The 22151-nt window shown below is 67.6% G+C and carries 21 protein-coding genes; 16 read left to right on the top strand and 5 right to left on the bottom strand.

Annotated features, from left to right (window positions below; translation table 11 throughout):
• Positions 1-31: 31 nt before the first annotated feature.
• The 4 genes from J5T34_RS10775 to J5T34_RS10760 all read right to left on the bottom strand — a co-directional run bounded on the left by J5T34_RS10775 (position 32) and on the right by J5T34_RS10760 (position 4615).
• Positions 32-1483, bottom strand: coding sequence for a bifunctional 2-methylcitrate dehydratase/aconitate hydratase (locus J5T34_RS10775; RefSeq protein ID WP_432207653.1), 1452 nt, complete (start codon positions 1481-1483; stop codon positions 32-34).
• An 80-nt stretch (positions 1484-1563) separates the two neighbouring features.
• Complete coding sequence (locus J5T34_RS10770; RefSeq protein WP_208579730.1) at positions 1564-2196, bottom strand: hypothetical protein; 633 nt, start codon at positions 2194-2196, stop codon at positions 1564-1566.
• A 222-nt stretch (positions 2197-2418) separates the two neighbouring features.
• Positions 2419-3399, bottom strand: a complete 981-nt coding sequence (locus J5T34_RS10765; protein WP_208579729.1) for an HpcH/HpaI aldolase/citrate lyase family protein — start codon at positions 3397-3399, stop codon at positions 2419-2421.
• Positions 3400-3631: 232 nt separating this feature from the next.
• Positions 3632-4615, bottom strand: coding sequence for a malate dehydrogenase (locus tag J5T34_RS10760; RefSeq protein ID WP_174107537.1), 984 nt, complete (start codon positions 4613-4615; stop codon positions 3632-3634).
• A gap of 430 nt (positions 4616-5045) precedes the next feature.
• On the opposite strand from J5T34_RS10760, the gene J5T34_RS10755 reads away from it, so the two are divergent.
• Entirely contained in the window at positions 5046-5918 is an 873-nt protein-coding gene (locus J5T34_RS10755; protein WP_208579728.1) for a GntR family transcriptional regulator, read from the top strand.
• A gap of 61 nt (positions 5919-5979) precedes the next feature.
• On the opposite strand, the gene J5T34_RS10750 is transcribed toward J5T34_RS10755, so the two are convergent.
• Positions 5980-6210 carry a hypothetical protein gene (locus J5T34_RS10750; protein ID WP_208579727.1) on the bottom strand — a complete coding sequence of 77 codons (231 nt, stop codon included), beginning with the start codon at positions 6208-6210 and terminating at the stop codon, positions 5980-5982.
• Between J5T34_RS10750 and sdhC the strand changes: the two genes are divergently transcribed.
• The 15 genes from sdhC to J5T34_RS10680 all read left to right on the top strand — a co-directional run bounded on the left by sdhC (position 6209) and on the right by J5T34_RS10680 (position 22079).
• Entirely contained in the window at positions 6209-6619 is a 411-nt protein-coding gene (sdhC, locus tag J5T34_RS10745) for a succinate dehydrogenase, cytochrome b556 subunit (RefSeq protein ID WP_174107535.1), read from the top strand. The genes J5T34_RS10750 and sdhC overlap by 2 nt on opposite strands.
• 66 nt (positions 6620-6685) lie before the next feature.
• Complete coding sequence (sdhD, locus tag J5T34_RS10740) at positions 6686-6997, top strand: succinate dehydrogenase, hydrophobic membrane anchor protein (protein WP_052511249.1); 312 nt, start codon at positions 6686-6688, stop codon at positions 6995-6997.
• A 3-nt stretch (positions 6998-7000) separates the two neighbouring features.
• Complete coding sequence (gene sdhA / locus J5T34_RS10735; protein ID WP_149316990.1) at positions 7001-8779, top strand: succinate dehydrogenase flavoprotein subunit; 1779 nt, start codon at positions 7001-7003, stop codon at positions 8777-8779.
• Between the two features lie 42 nt (positions 8780-8821).
• Positions 8822-9523: a succinate dehydrogenase iron-sulfur subunit gene (locus J5T34_RS10730; RefSeq protein ID WP_149316991.1), complete on the top strand. Its 702-nt coding sequence runs from the start codon at positions 8822-8824 to the stop codon at positions 9521-9523.
• Between the two features lie 52 nt (positions 9524-9575).
• Positions 9576-9860, top strand: coding sequence for a succinate dehydrogenase assembly factor 2 (locus tag J5T34_RS10725; RefSeq protein WP_208579726.1), 285 nt, complete (start codon positions 9576-9578; stop codon positions 9858-9860).
• Positions 9861-9902: 42 nt separating this feature from the next.
• Positions 9903-11204 carry a citrate synthase gene (gene gltA, locus J5T34_RS10720; RefSeq protein ID WP_208579725.1) on the top strand — a complete coding sequence of 434 codons (1302 nt, stop codon included), beginning with the start codon at positions 9903-9905 and terminating at the stop codon, positions 11202-11204.
• 196 nt (positions 11205-11400) lie between these two features.
• Positions 11401-13200, top strand: coding sequence for a methyl-accepting chemotaxis protein (locus tag J5T34_RS10715; protein ID WP_208579724.1), 1800 nt, complete (start codon positions 11401-11403; stop codon positions 13198-13200).
• A gap of 291 nt (positions 13201-13491) precedes the next feature.
• The gene (leuC, locus tag J5T34_RS10710) at positions 13492-14901 is read left to right on the top strand and encodes a 3-isopropylmalate dehydratase large subunit (protein ID WP_174107531.1); all 1410 of its coding nucleotides are present in this window, start codon (positions 13492-13494) and stop codon (positions 14899-14901) included.
• A gap of 33 nt (positions 14902-14934) precedes the next feature.
• Complete coding sequence (gene leuD, locus J5T34_RS10705) at positions 14935-15585, top strand: 3-isopropylmalate dehydratase small subunit (protein WP_208579723.1); 651 nt, start codon at positions 14935-14937, stop codon at positions 15583-15585.
• Between the two features lie 75 nt (positions 15586-15660).
• Positions 15661-16728: a 3-isopropylmalate dehydrogenase gene (gene leuB / locus J5T34_RS10700; RefSeq protein WP_208579722.1), complete on the top strand. Its 1068-nt coding sequence runs from the start codon at positions 15661-15663 to the stop codon at positions 16726-16728.
• 265 nt (positions 16729-16993) lie between these two features.
• On the top strand, positions 16994-17128 hold the full coding sequence (locus J5T34_RS24065; protein ID WP_279633747.1) for a hypothetical protein: 135 nt from the start codon (positions 16994-16996) through the stop codon (positions 17126-17128).
• An 89-nt stretch (positions 17129-17217) separates the two neighbouring features.
• Positions 17218-18354 carry an aspartate-semialdehyde dehydrogenase gene (asd, locus tag J5T34_RS10695; RefSeq protein WP_208579721.1) on the top strand — a complete coding sequence of 379 codons (1137 nt, stop codon included), beginning with the start codon at positions 17218-17220 and terminating at the stop codon, positions 18352-18354.
• Positions 18355-18547: 193 nt separating this feature from the next.
• Entirely contained in the window at positions 18548-20500 is a 1953-nt protein-coding gene (locus J5T34_RS10690) for a type IV pilus assembly protein FimV (RefSeq protein WP_208579720.1), read from the top strand.
• A 9-nt stretch (positions 20501-20509) separates the two neighbouring features.
• A complete protein-coding gene (gene truA, locus J5T34_RS10685) occupies positions 20510-21334 on the top strand; it encodes a tRNA pseudouridine(38-40) synthase TruA (RefSeq protein WP_208579719.1) in 825 nt (274 codons plus the stop codon).
• Entirely contained in the window at positions 21318-22079 is a 762-nt protein-coding gene (locus J5T34_RS10680) for a phosphoribosylanthranilate isomerase (RefSeq protein WP_208579718.1), read from the top strand. The genes truA and J5T34_RS10680 overlap by 17 nt, the downstream gene beginning before the upstream one ends.
• Positions 22080-22151 lie beyond the last annotated feature (72 nt).

Here is a 22151-nt window from a genome sequence, read left to right as displayed (position 1 = left end):
CCACTCGATGCCGGTACGACCTCATATGAGGCTATATGACGTACAGATCGACGTATTCGTGCACCGGCATCGCCTCCAGCGCGGCCTGGTCCAGCGACACGTCGAGAATCGCCTGCTGCTGTTTGGGCGGAAAGCGCCGCGCCAGATTGGTCCTGAACTTCTCGACCAGCAGCGGGATGCCGTCCTCGCGCCGGCGCCGGTGCCCGATCGGGTATTCGACCGCGACCTCGGGCAGCACGGTGCCGTCGGCCAGCTCCACCGTCAGCCCGTTGGCGATCGAGCGCTTGTCCGGATCGTGATAGTCGGCGGTGAGGCCGGCATCCTCGACGCAGACGATCTTTTCGCGCAGCGCGTCGATGCGCGGGTCGGCGGCGACGCTGTCCTCGTAATCCTCGGCGGTCAGCCGGCCGAACAGCAGCGGTACCGCGACCATGTACTGGATGCAGTGGTCGCGGTCGGCCGGGTTCGCCAGCGGCCCCTTCTTGTCGATGATGCGAAGGCAAGCCTCGTGGGTGCGGATGGTCACGCGCCGGATATCGGCGGCGCTGCGCCCCATCGCGGCCAGCAGCCCGTGCAGCGTCATCGCCGCTTCGACCGCGGTCTGGGCATGGAATTCGGCGGGGTAGGAGATCTTGAACAGCACGTTTTCCATCACGTAGGCGCCGTACGGGCGCTGGAAGCGGAACGGCTTGCCGTCGAACAGCACGTCGTAGAAGCCCCAGGTCTTGGCCGTCAGCACCGACGGATAGCCCATTTCGCCGGTCCTGGCGATCAGCGCCAGCCGCACCGCCCGGCTGGTGGCGTCGCCCGCGGCCCAGCTCTTGCGGCTGCCGGTATTCGGCGCATGCCGATAGGTGCGCAGGCTCTGGCCGTCGACCCAAGCCAGCGACAACGCGTTGATGATCTCGTCGCGCGACAGGCCCAGCATCTGCGCGACCACCGCGGTCGAGGCGACCTTGACCAGCACCACGTGGTCCAGCCCCACCTTGTTGAACGCGTTCTCCAGCGCAAGGCAGCCCTGGATCTCGTGGGCCTTGATCATCGCCGTCAGCACGTCCTTCATCGTCAGCGGCTTTTTGCCGCCCGCGACGCGCTGGCGCGACAGCCAGTCGGCGGTAGCCAGGATGCCGCCCAGATTGTCGGAGGGGTGGCCCCATTCGGCCGCGAGCCAGGTGTCGTTGAAGTCCAGCCAGCGGATCATGGTGCCGATGTTGAAGGCGGCCTGTATCGGGTCGAGCTGGAACTGGGTGCCGGGAACCCTGGCGCCGTGCGGCACCACCGTGCCGGGCACGACGGGGCCGAGCAGCTTGGTGCAGGCGGGATAGGACAGTGCCTCGAGACCGCAGCCCAGCGTGTCGATCAGGCAGTTGCGGGCGGTGTCGTAGGCGAGGGCGCTCTTGACCTGGTAGCGGGCCACATAGTCGGCGATGTCGACCAGCACCTGGTCCGGCTCGGGACGGGCGTCTGGATGGAGATGCGGAATGGCTGCGGACACGACACTTCCCCTGGGTGTGGTGCTGCGTGGCCCCGCGGGCGTGGTCCCGCGGGGCCGGGTACCGCGTCTTACTGGCGCGGCGCCGCTTGCTGCTCGGTGGCGCCGGCGGCCGGGGCCGTGGTGGCCGGGGCCGCGGCGGCTGCCGGAGCGGCCTGTGCGGCCGGCTCGGTGCCCTGGGCCGGCGGCGCGACCAGCAGCGGGCGGGTCACCGGGGCGCGCAGCGCGCCGGACTGGGTCGGTGCCGCGGCGCCCGCCAGCATGGCGGTGGTCTGGCATTCGTCCGCGAGGCGCTGGCCGTGGTTGCGGTCGAACAGCATGGCCTTGCTCGGGATCACCACCAGATCGAGACCGGATTGCGGATCGAAATAGCGGTCGGCGCCGGTCACCGTGGCCTGGCGGGGCAGGCGGTGGTTACGGCCGTCCCAGTGCACGGTGATCACTTCGTCGCGCAGCATGTTGCCGGCGACGTACAGCGACTTGCCCAGTTCGCACTGCCACTTCTCGCCTTCCGGCACCACTGGGGCGGCTGCGGCGGCGGCCGCGGCCTTGGTCGTGCGTTTCTTGCTGCTGGCCTTGGCCTTGGGTTTGGCGGCGCTCTTCTTGGCCGTGCTGGCCGACTTGGCGGTTTCCTGGGCGATGGCGGCGCTTGCGGCCGACAGCGTGAAGGCGCCGAGACAGGCGGCGAGCAGGAGGTGTTTCATCGGATACTTCCTCGAGATGATGGGTGGATGCGGAAATTGCAGTCTGAGTCTGCGGATTCTGCGCTGTCGCGCTTATTGGTCTTGGGTATCGGGGTATTGCTCGGGTATGGGCCTTGCGGCATGCCGGTCCGGCGGGTTCACGCCAGACGCGGCGCCGCTATTCTCTCCGATTTGCCGGACGGTCGGCGCACCGTCATTCGCGATGGCCCCCAGGGCGGCCGGCTAGCCGAAAAACAGCTCCGTCACATTGGCCGGCAGCGTGGCGCCGGTCGAGTGGGCCCGCTGCAGCAGCGCCCAGTAGTAGCGGTAGCTGGCGCGGTCGTGCAGTTCGCCCTGGTGCCGGATCGGCGCCCAGTTGTTCTCGTGCGCCGCCAGCAGGATTGCGCTGGCCAGGCCGATTTCCTCGTCGCCGGGCTGGAAGGCCTGCACGATCGGCGCGATCTGCGCCGGATGGATGCTCCATTTGCGCAGGAAGCCGAACTCGGCACGGGCGCGCCGGGCGTCCTCGCCGGCCCGTTCCGGGTTCTGGATATCGGTGCTGACATTGTGCGACGGCACCTTGCCGTGGCGATGGCAGGCCGCCGCGATCTCCAGCATGGCGCGGCGCACCAGCGGATGCTCGAACTGCTGCGGCGAGCGCATCGCGTCGCCGGGAATCGCGCCATGATGCGCCGACACGAAATCCATCAGGCCGAAGCTGAGGCATTCGACCTGCACCAGCGAGGCGATGCGGAACACCTGCTCCAGCGCGGCATGGGTTTCGATCAGCACGTGGATCGGGATATGGCGGGCGATGCCGGCCGCACGCGCGGCCTGGTTCACGCGGTCCGTCACGCGTGCGACCTCGACCACGTCGGTGACCTTGGGCACCGTCACATAGGCGAGCCGCGCGCCGGCGCCGGCGACCAGGATGTCGACATCGTCGCCCCAGCACGGGTGCCCGGGGTCGTGGATGCGCACGCCGACGCGGTTGAACAGGTTCTGCGGGCCGTTGATCAGCTGCGCGCACAGCTGCGCATGCTCGCGCTCGCTGCCGACCGCGGCGCCGTCCTCGCAATCGAGCGTCAGATCGAACACCGGGCCGAGCTCCTGCTGCAGCGCCAGCGACTTGCGCATCAGCTTCTCGCTGCCGGCATAGTGATCGCAGACCGGCAGCTGGACCGGTACGGCTTCGCCCTGGAACAAGACTTCGGATGGATGCACGTCGTCGTCGTCTCTAACGGTGGGAGCAGGGAAATCCGGGGAATCCGGGGAATCGGCGGAACAGGGGGATCGCGCCTCGCCATGACGGCGATCGGCGAAACGTCCTGATATACCGCGAAGGCGGCGCGGCCGGTATCGGACATGCGCCTACGCGGCGACCAACAAAAAACCGGGGCCCGCTTCGATGATTCGATGCGGCGCCCCGGTTTCGCATGCGGCGAAGGGAAGGGTATCAGCCCAGCAGATGCTGCACGCCGGCGCGTTCCTCTTCCAGTTCCTTCAGCGTGATGTTGATCTTTTCCTGGCTGTAGGCGTCGATCTCTAGACCCTTGACCAGTTCGTACTTGCCGTTGGCGGTGGTCACCGGGAAGCCGAACATCACGTCCTCGGGGATGCCGTACGAGCCGTCCGACGGGATGCCCATCGTGACCCACTTGCCGTTCGAGCCCAGCACCCAGTCACGCACGTGGTCGATCGCCGCGTTGGCCGCCGAAGCTGCCGACGACAGGCCGCGCGCCTCGATGATGGCGGCGCCGCGCTTGCCGACGGTCGGCAGGAACACGTCGTTGTTCCAGGCGTGGTCGTTGATCAGGTCCTTGACGCTCTGGCCGTCGACGGTCGCGTAGCGGTAGTCGGCGTACATGGTCGGGCTGTGGTTGCCCCAGACGAACAGCTTCTCGATCGACGACACCGGCTTGCCGGTCTTGGCGGCGATCTGCGACAGCGCGCGGTTGTGGTCCAGGCGCAGCATCGCGGTGAAGTTTTCCTTCGGCAGGTTCGGTGCCGACTTCATCGCGATATAGGCGTTGGTGTTGGCCGGGTTGCCGACCACCAGCACCTTGACGTTGCGGCTGGCCACTTCGTCCAGCGCCTTGCCCTGCACCGTGAAGATCTGTGCGTTGGCTTCGAGCAGGTCCTTGCGCTCCATGCCCTTGCTGCGCGGACGGGCGCCGACCAGCAGCGCGACGTCGGCGTCCTTGAACGCGACCTTGGGATCGTCGGTGATCACCACGCCGGCCAGCAGCGGGAAGGCGCAGTCTTCCAGCTCCATCACGACGCCCTTGACGGCGTTCTGGGCCTGCGGCAGGTCCAGCAGCTGCAGGATGACCGGCTGGTCTTTGCCGAGCATGTCGCCGTTGGCGATGCGGAACAGCAGGGAGTAGCCGATCTGGCCAGCGGCGCCGGTCACTGCGACGCGCATGGGGGCTTTAGCCATCTGTAAGTCTCCAAACGAAGAAAGGGAAACCGGCCGGTGCGGCCGGGGCGCGGCGCGCGATTGTCGCGCCATTGCGCCGGGGCACACCGGGAGCGAGGTTGTCGCCACGGGCGGCGGCGCACCGTCCGGCGCCGCGCTCGGCAGGCGGGCGGAGGGGCCGCGGCGGGTCGCGGATGACCGCGGATGACGACAAGGCGTAAGTCTACTGCGAAGCCGGGGACCGCATCCAGCCGTATTCCGGCGGCCCTTGGAGCGCAAGCGCACGCCAGGACACGCGCCGGGAACACCCGCCATGCGCACCGGACACAAAAAACACGGCGCGAGTGTAGGCGCCGTGGCATGGACTGTCAATTCATATGTCTTATATAAGACATAAGACATTTGATGCAGTGCTGGACGCGCTTTGCCGATCTGTGGTGAAATCCGCCTTATGTCCACGTTGCCCACGTCCCTCGCCGCCGCTGTGCCGGCCGCGCAAGATGGCGCCGCCACGCCCGGCGCCGGGACGTCGGCGTCCGCGCCCGCCAGCGCGCCGGCCGCTTCCAGCGCGGCCCCCGGCGGCGCTCCCGGGGCCGCCGGGACAGTGTCCCCGACCTTCAGCCCGCTTTACCAGCAGATCAAGTCGCTGATCCTGCAGAGCCTGCAGTCCGGCGAATGGAAGCCGGGCGAGATGATCCCCAGCGAGATGGAGCTGGCGGCCCGCTACAAGGTCAGCCAGGGCACGGTGCGCAAGGCCATCGACGAGCTCGCGGCCGAGAATCTGGTGGCGCGCCGGCAGGGCAAGGGTACCTTCGTGACGACCCATCACGAGGACGTGGTCAAGTTCCGATTCCTGCGGCTGGTCCCCGACGAGGGCGAGCCGCATTACGGCGCCAGCCGGGTGCTCGAATGCAAGCGGCTGCGGGCGCCCGCCGAAATCGCGCGGCTGCTCGACATCCGCACCGGCGACAGCGTGGTGCAGATCCGCCGCGTGCTGTTCTTCTCCGGCGAGGCCACCGTGCTCGACGACATCTGGCTGCTGGGCGCCAACTTCAAGGGCCTGACGGCGGAGAAGCTGACCGAGTGGAAGGGGCCGATGTACGCGCTGTTCGAGGCCGAATTCGGCACGCGGATGGTGCGGGCTACCGAGAAGATCCGCGCGGTCAGCGCGGACGAGACCGCCGCCGCGCTGCTGTCGGTCGCGCCCGGTTCGCCGCTGCTGTCGGTCGAGCGGGTCTCGTTCACCTATGGCGACCGTCCCGTCGAAGTGCGGCGCGGGCTGTATGTGACCACGCGGCATTATTACCAGAACGATCTGAGCTGAACGGCGTCGCGCCCCACGCGCGAACAACGCATGACGCGGGTGATTGTTGCGCGCCTTGTCGTCAACGGCGGCCGGCATTGCACAGGGCGATCGGAATGCGCGGCGAGGGCCGAAGGATGCGCGCAATTCGGTGTCGCGCCATGGCGTTGCGCACGATTGTCGCGGCCGCGATGTTGGTGTGCGATAGTCGAAAATTATTGGTGCGCCGCGCAACAAAGGCGCTAAAATCACGTGGATTTGCACATTGTGCACTCGGCTCTTTCGTTTTTTTATCGCTAATGGGGTCTCGCATGGCTGAAGCCGTCAAACAAGCCAGGCCGGAGTTCCGGAATATCGGTATCGGGCAACTCGCACGGTACCGGTTGCCCTGGGCCGGCAAGGTATCCATCCTGCATCGCGTCAGCGGTGCGCTGCTGTTCCTCCTCCTTCCTTTCATCCTCTACCTCTTCGAGCAGAGCGTCACTTCCGAACTGAGCTTCGCAAAGTTCTCGGCCCTTCTGTCCGGTGGCTTCGTCAAGCTGGTTCTGCTGGTTCTGATCTGGGGCTATCTGCATCATTTCTGCGCCGGTATCCGCTTCCTCCTGCTGGACATGCACGTCGGCGTGGACAAGCCGTCGTCGGCCAAGTCGGCCATCGCCGTGCTGATCGTCAGCCTGCTTCTGACCGTCGTGTTCGGTCTGAAGCTGTTCGGCGTGTTTTGAGGAGCATGCAAGGTGGCAAATAACAATATCGGTCCCAAGCGTCTGGTCGTCGGTGCCCACTACGGCATGAAGGAATGGCTGGTCCAGCGCGTGACCGCCGTGGTGATGGTGATCTACACCGTCGTGCTGGCGGTGGCATTCCTGTTGTCGAACGGTGCCTCGTATGAGGGCTGGGCGGGCCTGTTCGCCAATCAATGGATGAAGATCCTGACGTTCGTCACGATCCTGTCGCTGCTCTATCACGCCTGGATCGGCGTGCGCGACATCTGGATGGACTATGTGAAGCCGATGGCGGTTCGCCTCGTGCTGCAAGTTCTTACGATTCTGTGGCTCGTCGGTTGCGCGGGCTACGCTGCTCAGATTCTCTGGAGGGTGTAATTCATGGTCGCAGTCAAGACTGGATTGCCGCGTCGGCGCTTTGACGTGGTCATCGTCGGGGCGGGCGGCGCCGGGATGCGCGCATCCCTCCAGCTCGCGGAAGCCGGCCTGAACGTCGCCGTGCTCTCCAAGGTATTCCCCACGCGCTCGCACACGGTGGCGGCGCAGGGCGGCATCGGTGCCTCGCTCGGCAACATGAGCGAGGACAACTGGCACTATCACTTCTACGACACGGTCAAGGGCTCGGACTGGCTCGGCGACCAGGACGCCATCGAGTTCATGTGCCGTGAGGCGCCGAAGGTGGTCTACGAGCTCGAACACTTCGGCATGCCGTTCGACCGCAACCCCGACGGCACGATCTACCAGCGCCCGTTCGGCGGCCACACCGCCAACTACGGCGAGAAGCCGGTGCAGCGCGCCTGCGCCGCGGCCGACCGTACCGGCCACGCGCTGCTGCACACGCTGTACCAGCGTAACGTCCGCGCCAAGACCCACTTCTTCGTCGAATGGATGGCGCTGGACCTGATCCGCGACCAGGACGGCGACGTGCTGGGCGTGACCGCGCTGGAAATGGAAACCGGCGAGGTCTACATCCTCGAAGCCAAGACCACGCTGTTCGCCACCGGCGGCGCCGGCCGCATCTACGCCGCGTCGACCAACGCCTTCATCAACACCGGTGACGGCCTGGGCATGGCGGCGCGCGCCGGCGTGCCGCTGGAAGACATGGAGTTCTGGCAGTTCCACCCGACCGGCGTGGCCGGCGCGGGCGTGCTGATCACCGAAGGCGTGCGCGGCGAAGGCGGCATCCTGCGCAACAAGGACGGCGAACGCTTCATGGAGCGCTATGCGCCGACGCTGAAGGACCTGGCGCCGCGCGACTTCGTCTCGCGCTCGATGGACCAGGAAATCAAGGAAGGCCGCGGCTGCGGTCCGAACGGCGACTACGTGCTGCTGGACCTCACGCACGTCGGCGCCGAGAAGATCATGAAGCGCCTGCCGTCGATCCGCGAGATCGGCCTGAAGTTCGCCAACGTCGACGCGATCAAGGAACCGATCCCGGTCGTGCCCACCATCCACTACCAGATGGGCGGCATTCCGACCAACTACTACGGCCAGGTGGTGGTGCCGAAGAACGGCAACCCCAACGAGGTCGTCAACGGCTTCTACGCGATCGGCGAATGCTCGTGCGTGTCGGTGCATGGCGCCAACCGCCTGGGCACCAACTCGCTGCTGGACCTGGTGGTGTTCGGCCGCGCCGCCGGCAATCACATCATCTCGACCGCGCTCAAGCAGAAGGAGCACAAGCCGCTGCCGGCCGATGCCGCCGACCGCGCGCTGTCGCGCCTGGCCAAGCTGCAGTCGTCCTCGTCGGGCGAGTATGCGCAGGACGTCGCCAACGACATCCGCCGCAACATGCAGTCGCACGCCGGCGTGTTCCGCACGCAGAAGCTGATGGACGAAGGCGTGCAGCGCATCCTGGAAGTGGCCGAGCGCTCGGACAACATCCACCTGAAGGACAAGTCGAAGGTGTTCAACACCGCGCTGGTCGAGGCGCTGGAAGTGGCCAACCTGGTCGAAGTGGCCAAGGCCACGATGATCTCGGCGGCGGCCCGCAAGGAATCGCGCGGCGCCCACGCCCACAGCGACTTCCCGACCCGCGACGACGAGAACTGGCTCAAGCACTCGCTGTTCTACAGCGAAGGCAACCGTCTCGACTACAAGCCGGTCAAGATGCAGCCGCTGACGGTCGAAAGCGTTCCGCCCAAGGCCCGCACCTTCTAAGCACCGCGTAGGCGACTACAGACGACTACAGGACCCACAGAAATGAAGCGTATTTTCGAAGTCTACCGCTACGATCCGGACAAGGACGCGGCGCCCCGCATGCAGACCTACGAGGTCGAGCTCGACGGTCACGAGCGCATGCTGCTCGATGCCCTGGTCAAGCTCAAGAAGCTCGACGAGAGCATCTCGTTCCGCCGCTCCTGCCGCGAAGGCGTCTGCGGTTCGGACGCGATGAACATCAACGGCAAGAACGGCCTGGCCTGCCTGACCAACATGCGCGAGCTGCCGGACCGCATCGTGCTGCGGCCGCTGCCCGGTCTGCCCGTCGTGCGCGACCTGATCGTCGACATGACGCAGTTCTTCAAGCAATACCACTCGATCAAGCCGTTCCTGATCAACGACGAGCCGCCGCCCGAGAAGGAGCGCCTGCAGTCGCCGGAAGAGCGCGACGAGCTCGACGGCCTGTACGAGTGTATTCTGTGCGCGAGCTGCTCGACGTCGTGCCCGTCGTTCTGGTGGAACCCGGACAAGTTTGTCGGCCCGGCCGGCCTGCTGCAGGCCTACCGCTTCATCGCCGACAGCCGCGACCAGGCCACCAACCAGCGTCTGGACGACCTGAACGACCCGTATCGCCTGTTCCGCTGCCACACCATCATGAACTGCGTGGATGTGTGCCCGAAGGGACTGAACCCGACCAAGGCGATCGGAAAGATTCGGGAATTGATGGTTCGCCGCGCGGTCTGAACCTGCTGTACCGGACGACGCCGCCCGGCGTCGTCCGTGAAGGCCAAGCCATATGACGGATCACCCCACCACTTTCTCCCATCAGGCCGACCCGCACAGGCGGGCGCGACTGCGTTGGCGCGCGCGCCGCGGCCTGCTGGAGAACGACATCATCGTCGAACGTTTTTTCAACCGTTACGAGGAGAGCCTGTCCGACGAGGACGTGGCATCGCTGAGCGAGCTGCTCGAGCTCAGCGACAACGAGTTGATGGACCTGCTGCTTGCCCGCAAGGAGCTGGACGGTGAGCTCGACACGCCGCCGATGCGCAAGCTGCTAGGCCTGCTGCGCTCGGTGTGAGTTTGGTCAACACTATTATTCTTAGCATTTGAAGGAACCGACATGACGCCGTCCGATGTGAAAGCCACGCTATCGTTCTCCGATGGGTCCCCCAGCGTCGAGCTGCCGATCTACAAGGGTACCGTCGGCCCGGACGTGATCGACATCCGCAAGCTGTACGGCCAGACCGGCAAGTTCACCTACGACCCGGGTTTCATGTCGACGGCCTCCTGCAATTCCCGCATCACCTATATCGACGGTGACAAGGGCGAACTGCTGTACCGCGGCTATCCGATCGAGCAACTGGCCGAGAAGTGCGACTTCCTCGAAGTCTGTTACCTGCTGCTCAAGGGCGAACTGCCCAACGCCAAGCAGAAGGAAGAATTCGTCGGCCGCGTGATGAACCACACGATGGTTCACGAGCAGATGCAGTTCTTCATGCGCGGCTTCCGCCGCGACGCGCACCCGATGGCCGTGCTGACCGGCCTGGTGGGCGGCATGAGCGCGTTCTATCACGACGCGATGGACATCAACGATCCGCATCAGCGCGAAATCTCGGCGATCCGCCTGATCGCCAAGATGCCGACCCTGGTCGCGATGTCCTACAAGTACAACATCGGCCAGCCGTACATCTATCCGCAGAACGACCTGTCGTACACCGGCAACTTCATGCGCATGATGTTCGCCACGCCGTGCGCGCCGTTCCAGGTCAACCCGGTGCTCGAGCGCGCGCTGGACCGCATCTTCATCCTGCACGCCGACCACGAGCAGAACGCCTCGACCTCGACGGTGCGCCTGGCCGGTTCGTCGGGCACCAACCCGTTCGCCGCGATTGCCTCGGGCGTGGCCTGCCTGTGGGGCCCGGCTCACGGCGGCGCCAACGAGGCGGCGCTGAACATGCTGGAAGAGATCGGCAGCGTCGACAACATCAGCGAGTTCATCAAGCAGGTCAAGGACAAGAACTCGGGCGTGCGCCTGATGGGCTTCGGCCACCGCGTGTACAAGAACTACGACCCGCGCGCCAAGCTGATGCGCGAGACCTGCCACGAGGTGCTCAACGAGCTGGGCCTGCACAACGACCCGCTGTTCAAGCTGGCGATGGAGCTGGAAAAGATCGCGCTGGAAGACGAGTACTTCGTCAGCCGCAAGCTGTACCCGAATGTCGACTTCTACTCGGGCATCGTGCAGCGCGCGCTGGGCATCCCGACCTCGATGTTCACCTGCATCTTCGCGCTGGCCCGCACCGTGGGCTGGATCTCGCAGTGGGAAGAGATGATCACCGATCCGGAATACAAGATCGGCCGTCCGCGCCAGCTGTTCAACGGCGCCGCCTCCCGCGACGTGCCGGACATGGGCAAGCGCTGATTCCCGCGCTTTCCCTCCGGCGTCCCGGAACGCCCCGTGCCCCAGGCACGGGGCGTTTTTCATTCCACCAGGCGTTTTCTCGCCGCTTCGTTCCCTGCCGGCAGGGATTATCCCTACTCAAGCGTTCCGCCGATGGGCCGTAATTCGATGCAGCAATCGGCTGCATCGGGCGGACGGTAAGAGAAGGGGTAATGACATGCTTGGGTCGCTGCGCGCGCGCATCGTGGGACTGTCCGTGGCGATCGTCGTCGTCGCGCTGGTCTGCAATGCCTTCGTCAACCATCTCGTGGCCTCGCGCTACAACGACGAGGCCATCCGCAACAACCTGCGCGCCGTGCAGGCCGGCCATGTCGAGGCCATCGCCGAATGGGTGTCCGCCCATACGGCCAGCATGGCGGCCATGCATGAGGCCGCGCTGCAGGACGATCCGGGGCCCGTGCTCAAGCTGATCGCGCAGGCCGGCGGGTTCCTGAACACCTTTGTCGGCTTCCCGGACAAGCGTCACCATTTCTCCAATCCCGAGAGCGTGAAGCCGGGCTTCGATCCGACCTCGCGGCCCTGGTTCAAGCTCGCTTCCGCGGCCGGCAAGCCGGTCGTCACGCCGCCCTATGTGTCGGCCAGTACCGGCAAGATGGTGGTGACGTTCGCCGTGCCGATCCTGCGCGACGGCAGCCTGCAGGCCGTGGTCGGCGGCAATGTCCCGATGGACGGCGTGGTCAGCAATGTCAGATCGATCCAGCCGACGCCGAGCAGCTTCGGCATCCTGGTATCGCGCAATGGCCAGATCGTGGCGTACCGCGACGACAAGCTGATGCTCAAGCCCATCGGCGAACTGATCCCGGGGCTCGACGGCGACAAGCTTGCCGCGCAGCTGGGCGCCGACTCGCCGCTGGAAGTGGCGGTCGGCGACGAGGCCAAGCTGCTGGGCGTGACGGCCATCCCCGGCACCGACTGGATGGCGGTGATCGCGCTGGACAAGGCCGAGGCCACCGCTGGCATGCGCTCCGTGCTGGTCGCCTCGGTGATCTCGCTGGTGGTGGTGGCGATCGCCGCCGCGCTGATCATGGCCGGCCTCACCGCGGTATCGTTCCGCCGCCTGTCGAGCATTCGCGATGCGATGGTGGCGATCGGCAGCGGCGATGGCGACCTGACGCGCCGGCTGCCGGCGCAGGGCAACGACGAGGTGGCGCAGATCGCCGGCGCCTTCAATGCCTTCGCCGACAAGCTGGTGGGCGTGATGCGGCAGATCCGCGATGCCAGCGAATCGGTGCACGTGGCCGCCAATGAAATCGCCGCCGGCAATGCCGACCTGTCGCGCCGTACCGAGTCGGCGGCCGCGAGCCTGGAGCAGACCGCCGCGTCGATGGAGCAGATCACCGCAACGGTCGGCCAGTCCGAAGCTTCCGCCCGCGCCGCCGAACGATCGTCGGTGCAGGCAAAGCAGGTCGCCGACGAGGGCGGCGAAGCGATCAGCGCTGCGGTCCAGACCATGGGCGACGTGCAGCAGGCAGCGGTCAAGGTGTCCGACATCACCGGCGTGATCGACGGCATCGCGTTCCAGACCAATATCCTCGCGCTGAACGCCGCCGTGGAAGCGGCGCGCGCCGGCGAGCAGGGGCGGGGCTTCGCGGTGGTGGCCGGCGAGGTACGCGCGCTGGCGCAGCGCAGCTCGCAGGCGGCGCGGGAGATCAAGACCCTGATCGAGTCGACGGTCACCAGCGTCAATGCCGGCTCCCAGCAGGTGGAACGCAGCGGCGACACCATGCGCGAGATCGTCGGCAACGTGAACAGCGTGTCGCGGGTCATCTCCGAGATCCTGCACGCGGCGCAGGAGCAGACCCGCGGCATTCTCGAGGTCAATGTCGCAGTGGGGCAGCTGGATCAGATGGTGCAGCAGAACGCGGCGCTGGTGGAGCAGTCGACGGCCGCGGCGACGACGCTGCAGGATCAGGCCGGCAGGCTGGCCAGCGTGGTGCGGACGTTCCGGCTGGATTGAGGGCGGGGCAAGGCAAGGCGAGAGCGAGGGCGAAGGCGAGGGCGGAGGGCCTTCCCGAGGCCCGAAAACCCGTTTTCGCCATCCGCGAAATCCCCCTTTCGCCAATCACATTACATCGCTTGCCGCCGCCAACCCTTGTAGCGCCGGGGTTTCCGGCATAATTCCCTCCGAAGTCAAGCAAACGCAGCCATGCAGCCCCGCGCTGCCACCGACGCTGCGAAGACCTCCTCCCCGCAACTTCTATCAGCGGTGCCGGCCCGCCTACGGCGAGGCTGTCGCCGCCCCCGCGACATGGCCAAGACGCTCTACGACAAACTCTGGGACGACCATACCGTGCACGTCGAGGAAGACGGCACCACGCTGCTCTATATCGATCGGCACCTGCTGCACGAGGTGACCAGTCCGCAGGCGTTCGAAGGGCTGAAGCTGGCCGAGCGGCCGGTGTGGCGCATCAGCGCGAACCTGGCGGTGTCGGACCACAACGTGCCGACCACCGACCGCAGCCATGGCATCGCCGACCCGATCTCGAAGCTGCAGGTCGACACGCTGGACGCCAACTGCGACGCCTACGGCATCACGCAGTTCAAGATGAACGATCACCGCCAGGGCATCGTGCACGTGATCGGACCGGAGCAGGGCGCGACGCTGCCCGGCATGACGGTGGTCTGCGGCGACTCGCACACCAGCACGCACGGCGCCTTCGGCGCGCTGGCGCACGGCATCGGCACCTCCGAGGTGGAGCACGTGCTGGCCACGCAGACGCTGCTGGGCAAGAAGGCGAAGAACATGCTGGTCAAGGTCGAGGGCAAGCTGCCGCGCGGCTGCACCGCCAAGGACATCGTGCTGGCCATCATCGGCAAGATCGGCACCGCGGGCGGCACCGGCTACACCATCGAGTTCGCCGGCTCGGCGATCCGCGACCTGACCATGGAAGGGCGCATGACCGTCTGCAACATGGCGATCGAAGCGGGCGCGCGCGCCGGCCTGATCGCCGTCGACGACGTCACGCTCGAATACGTCAAGGGCCGTCCCTACGCGCCGCAGGGCGCCGAATGGGAGCAGGCGGTGGCCTACTGGCGCACGCTGCATTCGGACCCGGGCGCGCATTTCGATCGCGTGGTCGAGCTGCGTGCCGAGGAAGTGCGTCCGCAGGTCACCTGGGGCACCTCGCCCGAAATGGTAATCAGCATCGAGGACCGCATTCCCGATCCCGACAAGGAAAAGGACCCGACCCGCCGCAACGCGATCGAACGCGCGCTGCAGTACATGGGCCTGCAGCCGAACGTGCCGATCCAGGACGTGCGCATCGACAAGGTCTTCATCGGCTCGTGCACCAACAGCCGGATCGAGGACATGCGCGCCGCCGCCTGGGTGGTGCAGAAGCTGGGCCGCCGCATCGCCTCCAACGTCAAGCTGGCGATGGTGGTGCCGGGCTCGGGCCTGGTCAAGGAACAGGCCGAGCGCGAAGGGCTGGACAAGGTCTTCAAGGCCGCCGGCTTCGAATGGCGCGAACCGGGCTGCTCGATGTGCCTGGCGATGAATGCCGACCGGCTCGAGCCGGGCGAGCGCTGCGCCTCGACCTCGAACCGCAATTTCGAGGGCCGGCAGGGCGCCGGCGGCCGCACGCATCTGGTCAGCCCGGCGATGGCCGCCGCGGCCGCGATCGAAGGCCATTTTGTCGATATCCGCCAGCTCGGCTGACGCATCGCCGACCCCGGAACCAAGGACGAGACCATGGAAAAGTTCACTGTACACAAGGGCCTGGTGGCGCCGCTCGACCGCGCCAACGTCGATACCGACGCGATCATCCCCAAGCAATTCCTCAAGTCGATTCAGCGCACCGGCTTCGGCCCGAACCTGTTCGACGAATGGCGCTATCTCGATGTCGGCCAGCCCGGCCAGGACAACAGCAAGCGCCCGCTGAACCCGGACTTCGTGCTGAACCAGCCGCGCTACCAGGGCGCGTCGATCCTGCTGGCGCGCGACAACTTCGGCTGCGGCAGCTCGCGCGAGCATGCGCCGTGGGCGCTGACGCAGTACGGCTTCCGCGCCGTGATCGCGCCGAGCTTTGCCGACATCTTCTTCAACAACTGCTACAAGAACGGCCTGCTGCCGGTGGTGCTGAGCGAGGCCCAGGTCGACCAGCTGTTCAACGAGACCAATGCGTTCAACGGCTACCAGCTGACCATCGACCTGGAACGCCAGGCGGTGATCACGCCGTCGGGCGCCGGCTTCGAGTTCGACATCGCGCCGTTCCGCAAGTACTGCATGATCAACGGCTTCGACGATATCGGCCTGACGCTGCGCCACGCGGACAAGATCCGCGCCTTCGAGGCCGAGCGCATGACGAAGATGCCGTGGCTGAACAACCGGCTGGTCGGCTGACGGCCAACCCGGCACCGCGCGCATGGCATCGCGCGCATTGATACCGAACCGAAACGACAACAAGGCAAACACAGCATGAAGATCGCAGTCCTGCCGGGCGACGGCATCGGCCCCGAGATCGTCGAACAGGCCGTCAAGGTCCTGAACGCGCTCGACGAGAAGTTCGAGATGGAAACCGCGCCCGTGGGCGGCGCCGGCTACGAGGCCAAGGGCCATCCGCTGCCCGAGGAGACGCTCAAGCTCGCCCAGCAGGCCGACGCGATCCTGTTCGGCGCAGTGGGCGACTGGAAGTACGACAGCCTGGAGCGCGCGCTGCGCCCCGAGCAGGCCATCCTGGGCCTGCGCAAGCATCTGCAGCTGTTCGCCAACTTCCGCCCGGCGATCTGCTATCCCGAGCTGACCGGCGCCTCGAGCCTGAAGCCCGAGCTGGTGGCGGGCCTGGACATCCTGATCGTGCGCGAGCTGAACGGCGACATCTACTTCGGCCAGCCGCGCGGCGTGCGCACGGCGACCGACGGGCTGTTCCCCGGCGCGCGCGAAGGCTTCGACACGATGCGCTACAGCGAGCCGGAAATCCGCCGCATCGCCCACGTGGCCTTCCAGGCCGCCGCCAAGCGCGGCAAGAAGCTGTGCAGCGTCGACAAGGCCAACGTGCTGGAGACGTTCCAGTTCTGGAAGGACATCGTGATCGAGGTCTCGAAGGAGTATCCGGACGTCGAGCTGTCGCACATGTACGTCGACAACGCCGCGATGCAGCTGATCAAGGCGCCCAAGAGCTTCGACGTGATCGTCACCGGCAACATGTTCGGCGACATCCTGTCGGACGAGGCCGCAATGCTGACCGGCTCGATCGGCATGCTGCCGTCGGCCTCGCTGGACGCCAACAACAAGGGCCTGTACGAGCCCTCGCACGGCTCGGCGCCGGACATCGCCGGCAAGGGCATCGCCAACCCGCTGGCGACCATCCTGTCGGCGGCGATGATGCTGCGCTATTCGCTGAACAAGGCGGAGCAGGCCGACCGCATCGAGAATGCCGTCAAGGCCGTGCTGGCCCAGGGCTACCGCACCGCGGACATCCTGACGCCGGGCTGCCGGCAGGTCGGTACGCGCGAGATGGGCGAGGCGGTGCTGGCGGCGCTGTAAGGGCTATCGGGCGTCGGGGACTGCCCTCTCCCCCGGCCCCTCTCCCGCGAGCGGGAGAGGGGAGACCACCGTAGGCATCGATAGGTGCTGCTGGTGTGCTCCCTCTCCCGCTTGCGGCAGAGGGGAGAACACCGTAGGCATCGATAGGTGCTGTTGGTGTGCTCCCTCTCCCGCTTGCGGGAGAGGGCTGGGGAGAGGGCAGTCCCTGTCCCTCGCCCCCGCCACAGCCCCAGCCCAACCCCGCAAAATCGTGTAGACTGCGCCGATGCGCCCGAACCCCCGGTTCCTCCCGACTGACATCGCTTCGCCGACCGCCCTGCGCGCGACGGCCGGCGCGGGTGCGCGCGGCACCATCACCGCAACGACGATTAAAACCATTATCAAAACCACGATCGCCTAGATCGTTCGTCGTGCCTGCTCGTCTTCCCCGCGCAGCCACGCCGGGCGAGGAAAATGCGGGGAAGTTTTCAATCACATCCGAGGTTAGTCATGATTGTAGGTCTCGTCGGTTGGCGAGGAATGGTCGGCAGCGTGTTGATGCAACGCATGCAGGAAGAGCGCGACTTCGACCATATCGAGCCGGTTTTCTTCAGCACGTCCAACGCAGGCGGCAAGGCCCCGGCGATGGCGAAGAACGAAACCACGCTGCAGGACGCCAACGACATCGAGGCGCTCAAGCGCTGCGACGTCGTGCTGACCGCCCAGGGCGGCGACTACACCAACGAGGTCTTCCCCAGGCTGCGCGCCGCGGGCTGGAAGGGCTACTGGATCGACGCCGCCTCGTCGCTGCGGATGAAGGACGACGCGATCATCGTGCTCGATCCGGTCAACCAGGGTGTGATCAAGGACGCGCTGTCCAAGGGCGTCAAGAATTTCATCGGCGGCAACTGCACGGTCAGCTGCATGCTGATGGGCCTGGGCGGGCTGTTCCAACACGACCTGGTCGAGTGGATGACCTCGATGACCTACCAGGCCGCCTCGGGCGGCGGCGCCCAGCACATGCGCGAGCTGCTGACCCAGTTCGGCACGCTGAACGCCGCGGTCAAGCCGCTGCTGGACGATCCGGCCTCGGCCATCCTCGAGATCGACCGCACGATCCTGGCGACCCAGCACGGCCTGTCCGCCGACGAAACGAAGCAGTTCGGCGTGCCGCTGGCCGGCAACCTGATTCCGTGGATCGACAAGGATCTGGGCAACGGCGTGTCGCGCGAGGAATGGAAGGGCGGCGCCGAGACCAACAAGATCCTGGGCCGTGGCGACGGCTTCCTCGGTGCCACCGGCGCCGCGCCGATCGCGGTCGACGGCCTGTGCGTGCGCATCGGCGCGATGCGCTGCCACTCGCAGGCGCTGACCATCAAGCTGCGCCGCGACGTGCCGCTGGACGAGATCGAAGGCATGCTGGCCGCCCATAACCCGTGGGCCAAGGTCGTGCCGAACACCCGCGAAGCCAGCATGACCGACCTGACGCCGGCCGCCGTGACCGGCACGCTGACGATCCCGGTCGGCCGCCTGCGCAAGATGCAGATGGGCGGCGAGTATCTGTCGGCCTTCACGGTCGGCGACCAACTGCTGTGGGGCGCGGCCGAGCCGCTGCGCCGCATGCTGCGGATCCTGATCGAGAGCTGATCGCTTTCCGACTGGCCGACGTGGCGTTGCGGCGGGCCAACATGCAGGCCGCCGCCGCGCCACCCGCTGGCCCACGACGCCGCGCCGATGCGCGGCGTTGTCGTTTCCGGACATTGTCCTGTCGGGGTCTTGGGTCACAATACCGTGCTTTCGCGCGATCGCCCGTCGAACCCCCACCCCGCATGAGGTCCCTGTGAGCCACCATCGCCGCCTCCCCACGCCAGAGCGCCATCCGTACCGTCCGCGCCGCCCGCATCGCCATGCGCTGGCCGCTGCCGCCCTGAGCGTGCTGCTGAGCCAGGCGCTGGTGCCGTCGGCCGCCCAGGCGGCGGCGCTCGGTTCGCTGCAGGTGCGCTCGGCGCACGGCCAGCCGCTGCAGGCGGAGATCGAGCTGCGCGACGTCGCGCCCGGGGAGGGCGAGGGCCTGACGCTGCGGTTGGCGTCGCCGCAGGCCTATGCCGCGGCGGGGCTGACCTATCCCGCCGGGGCCGAGGGACTGCAGATCGAGGTGGCGCGCAACGCCGACGGACGCGCGGTGGCGCGGCTGCGCTCGGCGCAACCGGTCGGAGACAACTTCATCGATCTGCTGCTCGAACTGCATGGGCCGGCGGGAACGGCTGGGACGGCCGGGACGACGGCCACGACAACCAGGGCCTACACCGTGCTGCTGGCCGCGCCGCCGGCAGATCCCGCCATCGCCGCCCAGCCCGACGCCGCCGCGGCGCCGCTGGTGCAGGCCGCCACGCCTGAACCGGTGGCGCCGGCGGCTGCGGCGCCCGTGCAACAGCCCGCGGCGGACGCCAAGCCTGCCGCGAAGCCGGCGACGAAGGCGCCCGCGATGGCCGGCGGCAGCTACACCGTACGCCGCGGCGACCATCTGTACGGCATCGCGCGCGAGCTGGTGCAGCAGCGCGACGCCGTCTCCCTCGATCAAATGGTGGTGGCGCTGTACCGCGCCAATCGCGACGCCTTTATCGCCGGCAACATGAACCGGCTGAAGGCCGGCGCGGTGCTGTCGCTGCCGTCGGCGCAGCAGGCCGGTGCGATCGCCGGGCCGGAGGCGCGGCGCGAGGTCGTCGCGCATACCCGCGCCTTCGACGCCTATCGCAACCGTCTGGCCGATGCCGCGGCGGCGATGCAGGTGCAGCCGCAGAGCGGCCAGCAGCAGCGCGGCCAGATCACCGCAAGGGTGCGCGATGCCGCGGTGCCCGAGCAGGCGCGTGACGAACTGAAACTGAGCAAGCCCGAGGCGGGAGCGGTCGCGCCCAAGGGCACCACGACGGAGGCGGAAGTCGCCCGCGAACGGCAATTGCGCGAGGCGGAGGAGCGTCTGTCGCAACTGCGCAAGAACGTCGGCGACATGCAGCGCCTGCTCGAGATGAAGAGCGCCGAGCTCGCCAAACTGGGGCCGGATGGGCAGCCGGGGCAGGGCGCCAGCGCGCCCGCCGTGGCGCCGGAGCCGGCCGCTGCGGCCGGCCGGGCCGCCACGCCCGCGCCAGGCGCCCAGCCGAACGCGGCGGTTCCAGCGACGTCCGCCAGCGCATCGGCTGCCTCCGCTGCCGCCGCGCCCCCGCTGCAGGCCTCGACGTCCTGGTTCGATGCGCTGCGGCAGAGCCCGTGGACCTTGCCCGGCGGCGGGCTGGCGATCGCCTTGCTCGGCGGTTACGCGCTGTACCGCCGCCAGCGCCGGCCGCTGGCCGAAGAGCCGGAGGCGCAACCCGCCGGCGCCGACATCCTGGCCGGCGCACCGGCCGCATTGACCGGGCTGAGCCTGCCGCTCGACGCCTTCCCGGCGCCCCCAGGCGACCAGCCCACCGCCGCGCCGGCATCTGCCGCGCAGGCGTTCGCCGAGTCGGCGGTCGAGGCGGATGCGGGCAACGACAGCGATGACGGCCACGACGGCCCCGGCGGCAACCCCGACGCCGCCCGCGCCGCCGCGCCCGGGCCGCGTCCGCTGGCCTTCGACCTGGGCGGGATCTCGCTCGACCTCGATGCCGTCGATGGGGCCGATGGGGCCGATGGGGCCGATGGGGCCCATGGGGCCGATAGCGCCGATACCACCGAGACGGGCGACCGGCCCCGCACGAGCTCGCCTGATATCATGGCGCCCCCCGACAGTCGCCCCGACACGCCTCCGCGTCCATAACCCGCATCCATGACCCGTCTTGCCCTCGGCCTCCACTACGACGGCACCGCCTTCTCCGGCTGGCAGTCCCAGCCGCATCGCAATACCGTGCAGGACGTGCTCGAGGACGCCATCGAACGATTCGCCGGCGAGCGGGTGCCGACCACCGTCGCCGGGCGGACCGATGCCGGCGTGCATGCGCTGGGGCAGGTGATCCACCTCGATACCTCGCTGTCGCGCGAGCCGTTCTCGTGGGTGCGCGGCGTCAATGCCTTCCTGCCGCCGACCATCGCGCTGCAATGGGCCAAGCCGGTCGACGACAGCTTTCACGCGCGTTTCGCCGCGTTCGAGCGGACCTACTACTACGCGCTCTATACCGGCCCGCACCGCGCGCCGCTGGTGCACGGCCGCGCCGGCTACCTGATGCTGCCGCCGGGCAAGCGGCTCGACGTCGACGCGATGCGCGAGGCCGCCGCCTGCCTGATCGGCGAGCACGACTTTTCGGCGTTCCGCGCCGCCGAGTGCCAGGCGAAGTCGCCGGTCAAGACCATGTACGAGATCCGCATCCACGCCGACCGCGACTGGGTCTTTCTGCGCTTTCGCGCCAGCGCCTTCCTGCACCATATGGTCCGCAACCTGATGGGCTGTCTGGTGGCGGTCGGGCGTGGGCGTTATCCGGCCTCGTGGCTGCCCGAGGTGCTGGCCTCGCGCCAGCGCAGCATGGCGGCGCCGACCTTCATGCCGGACGGCCTCTATCTGGCCGGGGTCAGGTATCCTGAGCCCTATGGCATTCCGGCCGCCGATCCGGCCGGCAGCCTGTTTCATGGAGTGTTTGCCGATGTCTTCGCCAACTAGCGCGCCGGGCGCCGCAGCCGCCCAAGGCCAGTTCGTACCGGTCCGCCCGCGCACCCGCATCAAGATCTGCGGGCTGACGCGCGAGGACGACGTGCGCGCGGCCGTCGACGCCGGCGCCGATGCGATCGGGCTGGTGTTCTATCCCGGCAGCCCCCGCCATGTCGACGTGGCGCGCGCCGCCGCACTGGCCGAGGCCGCCGGGCCGTTCGTCGCGGTGGTCGGCCTGTTCGTCAATGCCGACCCGGAGGAGATTGCGCACGTGGCCGAGCGGGTGCCGCTGTCGCTGCTGCAGTTCCACGGCGACGAGAGCGCGCAGGACTGCGCCCGGGCGGCCCAGCGCTGCCGGCTGCCGTTCCTGCGTGCCGCGCGCGTGCGTCCCGGCCTCGATTTGGTAGAATTCGGCGATCAATACCGTGACGCCGCTGCGATCCTGCTCGATGCCTTCGTCGAAGGCTACGGCGGCGGCGGTCACGCCTTCGACTGGACTCTGATCCCTCCCGGATGGATTGCGCCTGGCCCCGACACATCAGCATGCAACGGCAATCGAACCGCAAGCGCCGCTCCTCGCATCGTTTTGAGTGGTGGGTTGAACGCGCAAAACGTGGCTGGCGCGATTGAGCGCGTGCGCCCCTACGCCGTCGATGTCAGCAGCGGCGTGGAGGCAGCCAAGGGCGTCAAGGATCCCGCCCGCATCGCGGCCTTCGTGCGCGCGGTGCGCGCCGCGGATGCCGACCGCGCCGCCTGAGCCTGGCGACCGACCGGCGCCGATCACAGACACCGCGCCGGTCCCGCAAGCCACCTTTTTCCCCTGCCGCGG

It is taken from the genome of Cupriavidus gilardii (assembly GCF_017598945.1).
In the GTDB taxonomy this organism is placed as follows: domain Bacteria; phylum Pseudomonadota; class Gammaproteobacteria; order Burkholderiales; family Burkholderiaceae; genus Cupriavidus; species Cupriavidus gilardii_E.
Note: the sequence above shows the minus strand (reverse complement) of the source record. Positions and strands in the feature narration are given on the sequence as shown.